Annotated in this window: 12 protein-coding genes; all 12 read right to left on the reverse strand. The window is 68.3% G+C overall.

Going from position 1 to position 14708, the window contains the following annotated elements:
• Positions 1 to 147 precede the first annotated feature (147 nt).
• Positions 148 to 336, reverse strand: a complete 189-nt coding sequence (locus tag AC36XV_RS11365) for a hypothetical protein (RefSeq protein WP_492203804.1) — start codon at positions 334 to 336, stop codon at positions 148 to 150.
• Between the two features lie 61 nt (positions 337 to 397).
• Positions 398 to 1843, reverse strand: a complete 1446-nt coding sequence (locus tag AC36XV_RS11370; RefSeq protein ID WP_492203805.1) for an ATPase domain-containing protein — start codon at positions 1841 to 1843, stop codon at positions 398 to 400.
• A gap of 155 nt (positions 1844 to 1998) precedes the next feature.
• Positions 1999 to 3588 (reverse strand): peptide MFS transporter, encoded by a 1590-nt coding sequence (locus AC36XV_RS11375; protein WP_492203806.1) that lies wholly within the window; start codon positions 3586 to 3588, stop codon positions 1999 to 2001.
• Positions 3589 to 3705: 117 nt separating this feature from the next.
• Positions 3706 to 4782: a glycosyltransferase family 4 protein gene (locus tag AC36XV_RS11380; RefSeq protein WP_492203807.1), complete on the reverse strand. Its 1077-nt coding sequence runs from the start codon at positions 4780 to 4782 to the stop codon at positions 3706 to 3708.
• 9 nt (positions 4783 to 4791) lie between these two features.
• Positions 4792 to 5121, reverse strand: a complete 330-nt coding sequence (locus AC36XV_RS11385) for a 4a-hydroxytetrahydrobiopterin dehydratase (RefSeq protein ID WP_492203808.1) — start codon at positions 5119 to 5121, stop codon at positions 4792 to 4794.
• Between the two features lie 21 nt (positions 5122 to 5142).
• A complete protein-coding gene (locus AC36XV_RS11390; RefSeq protein ID WP_492203809.1) occupies positions 5143 to 6723 on the reverse strand; it encodes a diguanylate cyclase in 1581 nt (526 codons plus the stop codon).
• Positions 6720 to 7640 carry a universal stress protein gene (locus AC36XV_RS11395; protein ID WP_492203810.1) on the reverse strand — a complete coding sequence of 307 codons (921 nt, stop codon included), beginning with the start codon at positions 7638 to 7640 and terminating at the stop codon, positions 6720 to 6722. Before AC36XV_RS11395 ends, AC36XV_RS11390 begins: the two co-directional genes overlap by 4 nt.
• Before the next feature lie 16 nt (positions 7641 to 7656).
• Positions 7657 to 8988: a M20/M25/M40 family metallo-hydrolase gene (locus AC36XV_RS11400; protein WP_492203811.1), complete on the reverse strand. Its 1332-nt coding sequence runs from the start codon at positions 8986 to 8988 to the stop codon at positions 7657 to 7659.
• A gap of 129 nt (positions 8989 to 9117) precedes the next feature.
• A complete protein-coding gene (locus AC36XV_RS11405; protein WP_492203812.1) occupies positions 9118 to 10962 on the reverse strand; it encodes a DUF2207 domain-containing protein in 1845 nt (614 codons plus the stop codon).
• A gap of 19 nt (positions 10963 to 10981) precedes the next feature.
• Entirely contained in the window at positions 10982 to 11542 is a 561-nt protein-coding gene (locus tag AC36XV_RS11410) for a LemA family protein (RefSeq protein ID WP_492203813.1), read from the reverse strand.
• Between the two features lie 92 nt (positions 11543 to 11634).
• Positions 11635 to 13413: a thiamine pyrophosphate-binding protein gene (locus AC36XV_RS11415; protein ID WP_492203814.1), complete on the reverse strand. Its 1779-nt coding sequence runs from the start codon at positions 13411 to 13413 to the stop codon at positions 11635 to 11637.
• A partial coding sequence (locus AC36XV_RS11420) for a GMC family oxidoreductase N-terminal domain-containing protein (protein ID WP_492203815.1) occupies positions 13410 to 14708 on the reverse strand: 1299 nt, incomplete at its 5' end. The genes AC36XV_RS11420 and AC36XV_RS11415, both read right to left, overlap by 4 nt.

Raw genomic sequence — 14708 nt, forward strand, 5'->3', positions numbered from 1 at the left:
GGCCGCCCGGCGGGGCGAGCGCCTAAGGTCGCGTACGCCAGAACGGGAGACAAGTACGGGCGCCTCGGCTGGCCATGGCTGAGCTCGGAGCCCACGCGTCCGTCGATCCTCCCGCAAGCCGGCGAAGCCGCGTTCAGGCGTGGCCGGTCAACGCTTTTCCGAGCGTCGCTCCGGTCGGTAGCGAACGAAGTACCAGGAGCCCTCGTCCCGGGTCTCCTCGCCGGTCGGGCCGGGCCTTCGCCGGAACCTCAGCGCCGCGAAAGCGAACGCGGCGAACACGAGGGCCAGGAGGACGGCAACGACGATGATTCGGGTGAGCAGGTCGACGATGTTCATGCCCGGTCTCCCGAGCCCGATGGCTCCGGACGACCGGGCGGGGCGGATGCTCGCTCCTTGCTCATTCGGGCAGCTCCATCCGGATCGCGTCCGATTCCTCCGGGCTGGTGAGGATCCTGACCTCGGGCGCCCCCGCGGAGGGATCCAGCGCCCTCAGCGCTCGCTCCAGATAGATCCGGGCGTGTCGGCCCCGCGCATCCTGTAGGACGATTCCGTATCCCGCGCGGGTTCGTCCGACGAAGTCGCCGGCCTGCACTCGCACGCTGTTGCGCAGCGCCTGGAGCACCTCGGCAGCCACCGGGCCGGGGACGAGGATCAGGCTCAGGTAGCCGAGGCTCGGAGAGGCGAGCCGTCTCCGGGCCTCGGCCGCGAACTCGTCCCGCTCCAGAAGGTCCGGCAGGGGGAAAGGGCGATCCGGTCGGGATCCGGTCTCCCGGACGGAGGTGACGCAGGCGGCGGGACGCCGGAACCGGGACTTGAGCTCACGCAGCGCCACATCCTGCCGGATGACGTCGTCTGCTCCCGACTCGATCGCCCGGGCGCGATCCGAGGACCGAAGCTGGCCCCGGGACAGGACGACGAGGGGGCCGGGAGTCAGGTCGCGCATCGTGCGACACAGGTCCACGGCCTTCTCGACGCCGGCCCGATCGACCCCGATGCACACCCCTCCCCATCCTTCCGATTCGAGAAGGGTGATCCCCTCCGCGGGACTCCGGGCCACACGCAGCTCGTACTCCGATCGCAGCCACCGTTCCACGTCCTCCGCGACAGCGTCCGTCAGGCGGACGAGGAGCAGCCGCCGCCGGTCGGCTGGCGCCACGTCACTGGCCCGCCGACCGGGTCGATTCGACGGCCGTGCGAGTCCGGCGCCTTTCCTGAGCTCGAGCGTGATCGCACCCGGGTCGTCGATGGGCGGCTGCATGCGGTAGACCGCGAGGTCCCGCAGCGGTCCGGTGGACCGTCCGAGACGGAATACGCCGGAGGCCCGCCGAGCCACCCACTCGGTCGACGGAGGCGGGTTCCGGTCGAGATCGGTCACCGCCGTGGCCATCACGGTCGCTCCGCTGGCCTCCTGCCACTGGACGAACGAGCTCGCCATGGCGGTGCCGGCTCTCGTCTCCCACAGCATCGTCCCGGGGTCCACGGCGAGACGGCTCACCGGGCCTTCGAGCACTCCCGTGAGCTCCGTGAACGCCTCTTCGGGGTCCGTCGCCTGGAGAATCCTGCGCGGATATTCGCCCCGGAACCCGAGAAGCAGGAATCTACCGCGGCGCCAGGCCTCCTCGAGTCCGGTGATTCCCCAGTGGCGGGCACGCGAGAGCATCTCTTCCGGGGTGTGTCCTCCCAGGAAAGCCATCCTCTCGTCCGCTTCCAGACCCGCCGACAGGAATTGCAGGAGGAATGCCAGCTTGCCCGATCCCGGCGTCCCGGTCAACAAATACAGTCCGCCGGCTCGAAGCCCTCCCACGCGCTCGTCGAGAGACTCCACACCGCTGGAGATGATCACCGTGCCGCGCCGCTCCGGTTTCGGGAGACGAATGCCGATCGACTCGCGCCAATGTCGCTACTCGCCCTACAATGACAAGGGCCGGCCTCCAGGGGAGACCGGCCCTCGGAACGGCCCGCGCGGTTCACCGGGCCGAGGTGCCGAATCGCGTGCCGCTAGTGTACGCCGCCCATGATCCGTCGAATCGGACGGGAGAACACGAAGAAGAAGAGTCCCGCCACCAGGCCGGTGACGCCGACCCACGCGAACAGACTCGGAAGCGGCAGAATCTCGAAATAGCCTGCCACCAGGCCGGCGATCAGGTTGCCGAGCGCTGCTCCCATGAACCATGTCCCCATCATCTGGCCGACGTATTTGCGCGGCGACAGCTTCGTGACGCTGCTCAGACCGACAGGGCTGAGGCAGAGCTCTCCGCATGTGTGAAGGAAGTAGGTGGCCGCGAGCCACGCCAGCGACACACCGGATCCCGGGTCGTCGGCCATGCCCGGATTCGTGTAGGTGGCTGCCCAGGCTACGACGAAGAAGCCCGCAGCCATGAGGACCAGGCCGAGGCCGAACTTGACGGGGAGTGAAGGCTCCCGGTTCCGGTGCGCTAGCCACACCCAGAGGGACGCGAACACGGGCGCGAGCAGAATGATGAACGTGGGATTCACGCCCTGGAACCACGCGGTCGGGAACTCCTCTCCAAACACGATCCGGTCCACCCGCTCGCGCGCGAACAGGTTGAACGAAGAGGCGGCCTGCTCGAATCCGGCCCAGAAGATGGCCGCGCCCACGAACAGGAGGAAGATCACGAACACCCGCTTCTTCTCGACGGGTTCGAGGCCTCCGAACGCGATCACCTGGGTGAAGAAGATGACGGCCACGGCGAAGATCACCACCCCGGTCGCCTGGGCGGCACCCTGTAGCGTGATGGTGAGGATGCCGGTGGCGTTGACACCCCACAGGGCGCCGAGGATCACGAACAGGGCGCCCACGCCGAGAACGAATTGCCGGACCGCCGAGCCCCTCGCACCGCGCGCTTCGTCGCTCAGGTGTCCCGCCGCTCCGAGGAAGCGGCCGCCGAGCTTGTACTGAACCAGCCCCGCCGCCATGCCGACGGCGGCGGCTCCGAACGCCCAGTGCCACGACGAGGCCGGATCGATGCCCCACCCATCCAGAATGGCGCGGAATCGCGGGCTTTCAGCCAGAAAGCCGGTCACGAAGGGAGCGATGAGAGCGCCGATGTTGATGCCCATGTAGAAGATCGAGAACCCGGCGTCCCGCCTGGCTCCGGCGTCGGGGGCATCGTCGGGATAGATGTCGCCGACGATGGCGCTCACATTCGGCTTCAGGAGTCCGGTGCCGAGTACGATTCCGAGGAGACCGAGGTAGAAGGTGGTGATGCCCGGGGTCGCGAGGCCGGCGTTTCCAAGAGCGATCAGCACACCGCCGTAGAACACCGAATCGCGCTGTCCGAGGAGCCGGTCGGCTACCCAGCCCCCGGGAAGGGCGGCCAGGTACACGAGGGCCACGTAGAGCCCGTAGATCGGCGCCGCCTCGGCGGCGCTCATTCCGAGTCCGCCCTCTGCGACGGCCGCCGTCATGAACAGGATGAGGATGCCGCGACCGCCGTAATAGCTGAATCGCTCCCACATCTCCGTGAAGAAGAGAGTGGCGAGGCCCCGGGGATGTCCGAAGAAAGAAGTGTCGCCGGGAACGGCGGGCGAGGCGGGCTGCGAGTTCGAACCCGTGGGATCACGCATCAGCTCGATAGCCTCCTGATCGGTCCGCAGAAAGCCGCCGCCGGCCCGTCGTCCTCGTCGCCGGAAGCGGACGTGTCGAAGCGGACAATATCGGCTCGAGTCCGCTCCGGGAGCAAGTCAGGCCAGGCCGGCCTCGGCCAGAAAGAGCCGCGCGACGCGAGCCCAGTCGAACCGGCGCCAGCGCTCGGTGCCGCCCGCGACGAGGGTTCGCCGGAGATCCGGCTCCTGGAGGAGGCGGAGGAGCGACTCGGCCAGACCTCCCACGTCATCGGGATCGACGAGAAGCGCAACCTCGCCATGGGGCGCCACTTCGGGTACCGCTCCGCAGTCGGCCGCCACGATCGGGAGCCCGGCAGCCATCGCTTCGAGGAACACGAGGCCGAAGCCCTCCTGTCGCGAGGGCAGACAGAACACGGTCGCTCGCGAGAGCTCCTCCCGGACCGAGTCCACGCCGGAGAGGGAGCCCAACAGGTCCACCGATTCCTCGAGACCGAGCCGTTCGACCAGCTCGGTCAGTCGGGGCTGCTCCGGTCCGTCCCCGATGATCCTCAGACGGGCGTCGGGGACCGTGTCCAGCACCTGCGACATCGCTCGGATCAGCGTCGAGGTGTTCTTTCTCGGATACTGACGCGCGACGCTGACGATCACCGGCGGACCCTCCTCCGGCGTCCGGTCGCCCCGCCGCAGCCAGCCCTCGACATCGATACCCTCGGGAACGACGGCGACGTCCTCCGGCCGCAGGATGTACGCCTCGATGGCGGCACGGCGGCTGTACTCGCTGGTGGTGATCACGCGATCGGCCTGCCGCGCGTTGTGCCGCTCGAGAAGCGCGAGGAGGCGGAGGCGCAGCCGTGTCCAGCCTCGCTCGAAGCGCATCTCGTCCGCCGCGACCCCCTTGAGGGCCACCACGTACGGACAGCCGGTCCACCGGACGCAGAATCCGTCGAGGTCGAATCCGACCACCAGGTCGGGCTCGAGTCCGCGAGCTCTGCGACGGTATCCGAGGTTGGCAACCAGGCGAGTGAGGTCGGAGGTCAGCAGGCGCCGGGGAGCGCGGAGGACCGTCACCCGGTGGCCGATTCTCCGAAGTCCGCCGGCCAGACCGGCGATCGCGACGGCGGATCCGCTTCCCCGGGCGCGGTCCGTGAACCAGGAGTCGAGAAACAGGATCTCGAGACTGTCATCGCGGCTCACGGCGCGGGGCTACAGCCGGTCGATGCGGGCCGCGAGAATGAAATCGCTCTCCGTGAGGCCATCGATCTTATGCGTGAAGATCTCGATCTCGACCCTGCCCCACGAGAGCAGGATGTCGGGGTGATGTCCCTCCGCTTCCGCCAGCTCACCCACCTGGTTGGTGAACTCGAGAGCGGTGACGAAATCGGGGAACGAGAACACCTTGTGAAGATGGTGTTCGTCCACGACCTCCCAGCCGCCCCCCAGCTCTTCCTGAAGCGCGCGCAGCGGCTCGCCCGAAAGAGGCGGAACGCCCCCGCGGCAGGGAACGCAGTGCTTCGATGACAGCGAATCGCTCACCCTTGACTCCTTTTCATCTACTCAGCCTTCGTTTCGACTCTCGAGGGCGGCGGCCTCGGATGCCAGTACGAGCCGGTTGCGCCCCAGCCTCTTGGCGGTGTACAGAGCCCGGTCCGCCGCGCGCATCAGGGACTTGGGGTCATCCCCGTCCTCGCGGAGGAAGGCCACTCCGAGCGATGCCGTCAGGCCCACCGGAAGCGGCGGATCTTCTTCCAGAACGAGGTCGTCGATCCGGTTCCGGAGACGCTCCGCGATGCTCAGCGCGAGTTCCCGGTCCGCACGAATGAGAAGAATGGCGAACTCCTCGCCGCCGATACGTGCGATCTGATCGCTATCCCGGACGCTGTCCCGCAGCGTGCGGGCGAGCACCTGCAGGCAGCGGTCCCCGGCCTGGTGGCCGAACTTGTCGTTGACCGACTTGAAGTGGTCCACGTCCAGGAACACCAGGGCGAGAGGCTCATCGTACCGGGTGGCCCGGCCGACGTTCTCCTCCAGCTGCTGGTTGAAATGGCGCCGGTTGAACAGTCCGGTCAGCGCGTCGGTGATCGCCAGGCGCCGGGTCTGTTCGAGGAGCTGAGCGCTCCGAATCACGGTCGCCACCTGGCGCGCGATCACGGTGAGCGTCTGGACGTGCTCGTCTCCGAAGGCGTTAGGTTCCACCGACTCGGCGTTGAACACGCCGATGATCCGACCGTCGGCCACGAGCGGGACGGCCACCTCGCTTCGCGCGCCGGGAATACCCGGAATGTAGGCCATCTCGTCCTCGAGCTCGGCGATGTCGTGGACGATCTGGGTCAGGCCGGTCTCGGCACAGCGCCCGGTCACGCCCTGACCGACGGGGATCTCGAGGAAGCGGACGGCCGCCTGGTAACCCTGGCCGGCTGCGACTCGAAGGTGACGTCCGGAGTCATCGAGGAGCAGGATGGCCGACTGTCCCTGGGGTATGACCTCGCCGGCGATCTCCAGTATGGAGTTGAGCGTCGCTCCGATGGCCCCGACCTCGCTGGCCAGGTTCGAGATCCTGTACAGGGCGCTCAGCTGGTCGATCCGCTGGCGCAGCTCGGTGCGGGCCTTGAACGCCAGGATTCCCAGCGCCGCCTGCGTGCCCAGCACGGTCAGCAGCTTCTCGTGCTCCGGGGTGAAGGCGTACAGGCGCTCGGATTCGACGTTGATCACGCCGGCCACCCGATTCCCGACGATCAGCGGTACGGCGAGGTTCGAGCGGGCTTCGTCGAGGCCCGAGACGTATCGCGGGTCCTCGGACACGTCCCCGACGCGGACCGCCTCCCGGTTCCTCGCCGCGCAACCGCTGAGGCCCTGTCCCAGCGCCAGGGAAGCGGACCGTATGTCTTCGGCTCGCTCACCGTATCCGATCAGGTGTTCGACCGTGAGGCGCCGGGTGTCCTCGTCCAGGAGCATGACGGCCGCGTGCTCGAATCCGATCAGATCCCTCGCCCGCTCGAGGACCTCGGACAGGAGCTCCTGGAGGGAGTCCTGCAGACCGAGCGCCCGCGTGCTCTCGTACAGCGCATCCAGGGTCCCGAGAGACCGTGTGCCCTGCGTGCCGCTGCCCGACGGGCCTCCTGCGCCGGTCTCGGTCATTCGAGCAGCGATTCACCGAAGGCCTTGACCGTGAGAACCGGACACGAGGCGCGTCGAACCACTTTGTCGGTCACGCTCCCGAGCAGGACGTGCGTCAGCCCACCCAACCCGTGGGTGGCGATCACGATCAGATCGGCGCCGATCTCATCGGCCGTGGTGAGGATACCGGACACGGCGCGGCCCTCCAGCACGTGCAGCGCCACCGTCTCGTCCGCTCCCATGCGCCGGGCTAGGTCCGTGAGCGCCTGGCGAAGACTGGCCTCCTGCCTGGAGAAATCGAGACCGAAGACGGATCCGCCCCCCAGGTAGACCTCGGGAGTCACCGGCTGTTCGAATACGTGCAGAAGGTGAAGCCGACTGCCGTACGTCCGGCACACCTCGATCGCGTGCTGTACGGCGCTCTCCGAGTGAGGAGAGAAATCGACCGGGACGAGGACGTTCTCGATCTTGGTCGGCGCGGGTCCTTCCTCCGATCCCCGAATCGTGAGGACGGGCCGGGGCGAGAGGCGCACCACCTCCTCCGTCACGCTCCCGATGATGGCGTGACTGAGACCGCGCCGTCCGTGGGTGCTCATCACGATCACATCGGCGTGGATCGACTCCGCGTACTCCAGGATGACGGGTGCGACCGAGACTCCGCGGCGCTGCGCGCGCACGACCTCGACTCCGGTGACTCCGCGCTTCTCCAATCGCTCGGCCATGCGGTTCTCCGCGACCTCCTCCAGCCGGGCCTCGATCTCCGCCGCATCCGGGAAGTGGTGCGCGGGGTCGTTCGGGTCATCGGCATGCAGGACCACCGCGTGGAGCATGTGCAGGACGGCCCCGTGCTCCTCGGCCAGGGCGAGGGCGTAGTCCAGCGCCGTGTCCGCGAGGGCCGAGAAGTCCGTCGGGAACAGAACCGTCCTTACCGCGAGCATCGCTGCCTCCGTCCGTTCAGCGCGGCTCTCCGAACGTCACCTCCAGCTCCACCGGCTGCCCATCCCGGATCACGCGGACGGGTGCGGTGTCTCCGGGCTCTGCCTCGGAGAGGATCACCATGTAGTCCTGGACGCTGGCGATCTCCATGTCTCCGATCTGCACGATGATGTCTCCGCGCTGCAGTCCGGCGTCGGCTGCCGGGCTGTCGGGGCGCACGTCGGAGAGCAGCAGACCCGGCGATCCATCGGGCGGACCCGCGTAGTCGGGGATCGTGCCGAGGCGCGCCTTGAGCGCCATGCGCCGCTGCTGCGGGCCATCGGACGTCTTCACCAGGGTGAGCGTGCCGGGCCGGTTCGCCAGAACGCCGGCCACGTCCGAAACGAGCCAGGCCACCAGGGCGCCACCCTCGGCGTTGATCAGGTCGGAATCATCGGACGGCTTATGGTACTCGGCGTGCGTCCCGGTGAAGAAGTGAAGCACAGGGATGTCGGCCGCGAAGAATGCCGCCTGGTCCGAGGAGCCGTATCCGTCTCCGCCGATCGCGCAGACGAGACCATAGCGCTCACACAGCGGGCCCACGAGGTCGTCCCACTCCTCCGCCGAGTCTCCCCCGAGCACGGACACGTTGTCGTCCCGCAGGCGCCCGACCATGTCCATGTTGAGCATCGCGACGACGTCTTCCATCGCCAGCCCTTCCGGCGGACGGCGGACGATGTTGCTGGCGCCGACCAGTCCTTCCTCTTCAGCGGAGAACGCCATGAACACCACGTCACGCTTCAGCTCGCCTCGCCGCTCCTTCATCTGGCGGGCGACCTCGAGAAGCGCGGCCGTGCCGGACGCGTTGTCGTCCGCCCCGTTGTGAATCGATCGGGAATCGGGCTCCAGCGATCCCGTGCCTTCGCCCCCGTAGCCGAGGTGATCGTAGTGTGCTCCGATCAGGATGACTCCTTCGAGCTCCCCGTTGCCCGGCAGGCGGCCGATCACGTTGAAGGCATAGATGAAGCCCTTCTGAGCGTGCGGGTTCGCCGGGTCGGCGATGGGCACGCCGAACACGTGACGGTATCCTCCGTCGTCCCCTGCCGGCTCGAGCCCGATGGCCCGGAACTGCTCTTCCATCCAGAGACCCGCTTCTGCCAGGCCCGCGGAGCCGAGGCCGCGACCCTTCCGCGCGTCGTCCGCCAGCCAGGCCACGTCTCCCGCGTAGCGCTCCGCCGCGGCATCGAGACCGCTCGAGATGCGCTCGGAGCCGTCGGTCTGGGCGACCGCGTCGGAAACCGCCACCGCGGTGAGCGCGAACACGAGTCCGAGAAGACGGCTGCCCGTTCTATGACTGATCGAGAATGACATGCTCCCTCGTTTGCTCAGGATCAGGTTCGTACCCCATGTGCCGAGGCCGGGCTCCTGTCGTCCCGCGCCTCGAACGCGGTCAACCTACACCACGGAGCCCCCGTGTGCTCCGTGCCCGCTCGGTGAAGATCAGAATGCGCCTCCACCGCCGCCGCCGAAGCCGCCGCCGGAGAATCCTCCCCCTCCTCCTCCCGAAAACCCGGACCCGCCGGAGCTCCTCGGGGCCGAGGTCATGGCCGTGGCCGCGTGGCTGGTCATGCCGGAGAGGTCGCCGACGAAGAGGCCGGGATGGAAGGTCCGGTATCCGGTTCCCCGGTACCAGTCGGGTGGTTCCGAATAGATGCCGGCGAAGGCGGCCGCCCACGCCCTCTCCACTCCGAGCGCCATGGCGTACGGCAAGTAGCGCTCGAACATCTCGGGGCCCGTGATCATCTTCCTGAACCGGTCGGACTCCACCCGGCCGAGGAATTCCTCGAAGCCGAGGCACGCCTCGAGCGCCCGGGTTCCGGCCACCGTCCGCGCCGGCATGAAGATCCCGAAGCCGATCACCACCGCGGCGGTGAGGGCGCCGGCCAGAACCACGGTCAGTGGGGCCATCCCGTACTGCGCGCCCGCCACGGTACCGAGACCGGCCACGACGCCACCGACCGCGAGTCCGCCGAAGATCCAGGCGGCCAGCACCCGATCGGGACGACGTCGATAGTAGCCGAGGTCCATCAGCTCCCGGAAGATTCGATCCTTGATTCCGGGAAGCTCCTTGTAGAACTCGTTCTCCAGGTCGGACATGGGGACCCGCTCACCAACCCGTGGGGTCCCGAAGATGCCCCGCACGAGCTTGCGTTCGTGGCTCTTGAGGTCCGAAAGGTCGTCCCTGCGCAGCTCGAGGACGTACTCCTTCTCCTTGACCAGGCCGAGGAACCGCTCCTCCTCCGTTTCTTCGATGACCAGGTAACCCCGGACGGCGAGGTCCACGATCATCGACGTCACGTCCCGGAGGTCCGGCCGGTTGTCCACCAGCACGCCGACCTCGGCCGGGGTGAGTCCCGAGGGCGGCTCGTACCGGGGCGCGATCGGCAGCCTCTCCGGGTCCCGGCCGTGACGCATCCACAGGCGCCACATGACGAACAGGGCGATCAGGGGAAGCAGCAGCGGCCAGTTGCTCCGGAGGAAGCCGCGGACCCGGTCCCACGCGCTCGGCCGGCGGATCAGGTACTCGCGGCCTTCCTCGCCGGTCGCGGCCGTCGCCCCGCCGATGAAGGAATCCCAGGCGATGGCGAGCGTCAGCCCCTCGTGAATTCCCAGCGATCGGGTGGAGCGGACGTCGACCAGGTAATCGGAGGTGCTCACGTCCACCGACTCTTCCGTCGATCCGTATCCGCCCGTGAATCCACGGGCCCGGATCCCGCTCACCGCGGCGGGAAGCCGCACGCGGGCGCTGGCCCGCTCGATCGGGACCGGCCACTCATCCCCCGTGACGTTCCAGTAGAGCTCATCCCACGCCTGATCCTCCTCGTCGAAGAACCGGAGCGCGTTCTCCACCCGGTACCGGATCACCACGGTTCGGATCGCGTCCCGGGCGTCGGGGACCCAGATCTTGACCTTGCGGAAATGACGCTCCCGGCTGGTCTCGTAACGGAGGTCACGCCCCTCGCCGTCCTCCACCGCCAGCACCTCGAGACGGAGCGTGTAGTTGAGGTGACGCCGCGTACGGTACTCGATCGGAATCGTCCGGAAGATCCCGTTGTACGATCCCTCGAAGCGCACCGCGATCCGTTCCGAGACCTCGACGACTCCGCTGCGGTGGACCTGAATCTCGGCGTGGAAGTCCTCGATGTGCCAGGATCGGACCGTCGGCTCGGGCCCGAGGTCAGGGGCGCCGGCGACGGCCGGCGCAGCGACGCCAGGCACGAGGGCGAGGAGCCCGGCGATCAGTCGGGATCGGGACGACGCGGAACGGAAAGCGGTGGAGATCATGCCTGGCCCGTTGCCCGGATCAGTCGCCCCCACCTCCGAACTGGACCTGCGGAGCCTCGCGCTGCGCAGGCTCGGCCAGCTCGAAGAACTCCTCCTTCTGGAATCGAAACGCGTTCGCGACCAGCACGGAGGGAAACTGCTCCACCTTGGTGTTGTAGTCGCGCACCACGGCGTTGTAGTAGCGTCTGGCGTTCTGTACCGCGCCCTCGATCTCGCCGAGGCTCTCCTGAAGGCGGGTAAAGCTCTCGACGGCCCGGAGCTGCGGATAGGCCTCCGAAAGCGCGAACAGGGACTTGAGCGCTCCCGTCAGCATGTTCTCGGCCTTCGCCTGGTCCGCCGGTCCCGACGCCGCCATGGCGCGGTTTCGGGCCTCGACCACGGCCTCGAGCGTGTCCTTCTCGTGGCTCGCGTACCCCTTCACCGTCTCCACGAGGTTCGGAATCAGGTCCCACCGTCGCTTGAGCTGCACATCCACGTCGGCCCAGGCGCTCTCTGCCTGCGTGCGCAGCTTGACCAGCGAATTGTAGATGGAAATGCCGGCGACGAGCACCACGGCCAGCAGGATCAGTATCCAGGTCAACGCTCCCTCCGTGTCCGGGGGTGGAGGAACAGGGACTCCGACGGGCCACAATACGGGGTTTCGTCAGAGGGTGACAAGGAGGACCCGCCCACTCACCCGGTCAGCCGGCGCGCCACGGCCCGGCCGATCATCCGCAGGCGGTCGTTCCAGGGGAGGCGGCCGAGGTTGGTTCGAACGACGCCGCGCGTGAACCACGTCTTCCGGGAGTAATCGATGTCGACGTCGACGACCACCGGGCGACTCCGTTCGAGAAGCCGGGAGATCCCGTCCACCACGTCGTCGATCTCGCCATCATCGCCGAGTGAGAGGGCCTCGACGCCGACTCCGCGCGCCAGCGATGCGAGGTCGTAGTCGGGCACGGCGCTGTTCTCCTTTCGTCCATAGGCGGTCAGCTGGAACTGGGCGATCTGAGCGAGCTCACGGTCCCGCAGGACGACGAAGGCGATCGGGAGCTCGCGGTGCGCCGCAGTGAGCATCTCGAGGCCGGTCATCAGGAAGGCGCCGTCGCCGACGAGGGCGACGACCGGAGTGCCCGGCTGCCCGAGGCTCGCCCCGATCGCTGCCGGGACGGAATAGCCCATGCACGAGTAGTCCACCGGGGCCAGGAAGCGGCCCGGTCGATCGAGAACCAGCATTTCAGCTGCGAGAAAGGTGCCGTTTCCGCTGTCCGTAGCGAACACGGTGTCCGGGCCGAGGCGCCGCTGGAGCGCCGCGAACAGCCGGGCCGGCGTCACCTTGTGGTCGTCGCCGGAAGCCCGCTGCTCCTGTCGGACCGATTCGAGGCCTGCGGCGATGGAGGACCTCAGCTCCCCGTCCGCTCGGCTCTCCATCCCCTCCGATCGCCCCCGCATGTCACGCAGCTCGTCTACGAGGGCGGGAACCAGCAGCGCGGAGTCCGCCACGACGGACCGGTCGGATTCGAAATTCGCGTCGAGAGCGGCCGGATCGATGTCCACGTGCAGCAGCGGTCGGGGAGGCTCCAGACCGTAGCTGCCGGTGCCGACCTCCGCGAAGCGGCACCCGATCGCCAGGGTCGCATCGCAGCCCGAGACGATGCGACGTGCGAAAGGCGGAGCCGCCCTTCCGAATCCCGGCCACAGGGAGAGCGGGTGGCTCTCGGGGAAGACGCCCTTTCCCTGCAGTGTCGTCGCCACCGGGGACTCGAGCAGCTCGGCGAGCTCGACCAGGCGGTCGGAAGCCGGGGCGGCCCCCGCACCCAGGTAGAGCAGGGGACGGCGGGAGGCGAGCAGGGCCCCGGCAAGCTGCTCGATGTCTTCTCCCGTCGGCGCGGGCAGGCGCTCCACGGTTCGGTCGATCTCCGCGGACGGGCCCGCCGCGTCGTATCCCGGCCTCAGGTACAGATGAGCTGGGATTTCCACGAAGACCGGCCCCGGAGCTCCGGACCGGGCCAGGGCGCAGGCCCTCCGAACCGTCGGGTAGATGTCATCGCCCTGAAGCGGCCTGAACACGCCCTTGGTGATGGGGCGGGCGATGGCCAGCTGATCGACGTCGTGAAGCTGAAAGGCATGTCCCGTGTCCCGACGGATTCCGCATCCCAGGACCAGCATCGGCACGTGGTCCAGGTAGGCCTCGGCGATGCCCGAGAGCGCGTGGGTGAATCCGGCCCCGGGGACGAGGTTCACGCACCCGAGCCGACCCGAGGCCCGCCACAGGCCGTCGGCCATGAACGAGGCGCTCTGCTCGTCGGTAACCAGGATCGTCTCGACGACGCTCGAGGCGGCCAGCCGATCGTACAGCTCGATGTTGTGCGTGCCCGGGATACCGAAGGCATACGGAATCCCCTCATCCTCGAGGGCCCGGACCACCGCTTCGGCCCCGACCGGAGCGCCGGATCCCGACCCGGGACTCACGCGCGCCGTCCGGGTGCGGCGGACGGGAGATCCCCGATCTCGGAGCGCACGGCCTCGGCTGCCCGGTCGGCGAGGGCCATCACCGTCAGATAAGGGTTGATCTCGAGGCTGTCCGGAAAGAGGCTGGAATCGGCGACCCGCAGCCACGGGATTCCGTGCACCCGCCCCCAGGCGTCGGTGACCGAGTCCCGGGGGCTGCTGCCCATTCCGCAGCCGCCCATGAGGTGAGCGGCGGATACCGATGTCTTTCCGGGCAGGAACGACCCGGCCGTGATGCGCTCGTCGATGCGCCCGATCTCACTGCGGTCGAGCATTGGAGGGTCGGCCAGCGGGGCGTGGATCCGGAGCGCGCCGGCGCCGAAGAACACGCGAGCGGCGGTCCGATTGGCGGCGGCCAGGGCCTGCCGGACCTCCGGGGTGAAGCGATAGTGTACCCGGGGCCGACCGGCCCGGTCGACCGAAATGCGATTGCCGGGAACCGCCCGGTCGCACGCCAGCACCAGGATCATCTGGAGTCGACGGAACGCCTTCATGAGCGCGCTGTGCGACGCCCCGAAGCCCGTCAGGTTCTTGGCGGTCACGAACGGGAAGTACATGCACGTTTCCAGCACGAAGCGCTCTTCCTCCGCCCGGTCGAGGAAGAAACTCTTCGGGTGCCCGACGTCGTTGGTGATCTCGCGCCCGTGCTCGGCGACCAGGATCAGGGCCGGGTGGCAGGTGAAGCCTTCTCCCAGTCGGGGCAGCCCGCGTCCGAATCCGGAACGGAGAAGAAGCGAAGTGCTCCCGATCGACCCCCCGGCGACGATGACCACCGATGCATCCAGATGGTACTCGCCCGGCGCCCATTCGGGCCGTCCCCCTTTCTCCCCTGCCTCCGGCGCCTGGACCCGGATTCGCAGGCTCCGCTCCTCGATGTTCAGCACCTCGGCCCGCGTGATGACCTCGACCCCGGCTCGCTCGGCGAAAGGAATCTGGACCACATCGGTGCCCTGCTTGGCCCGATTCGGACACCCGAGGTTGCACAGGCTGGATCCGCGGCAACCGCGCACGTTGACCGGAAACTGCTCCGCCCGATATCCCGAGGCCTCGCACCCCTCGACGAACAGCCGGTTGTTGTCGTTGATCTCGTCGTCGGGAAGGAGGTGCACGTGGTTCTGCGCAGCGAAGCTCTCGCAGCGGCGGGCGACATCGCCGGCCTCCAGACCCGGAACCCCCCACCGTTCGAGCACCCGGGCCGGCGCCACGAGCGACGTGCCCGTGTACACGGCCGTCGAGCCGCCGAACGTGCGGCCGAA

This window comes from Candidatus Benthicola sp., from assembly GCF_058719085.1.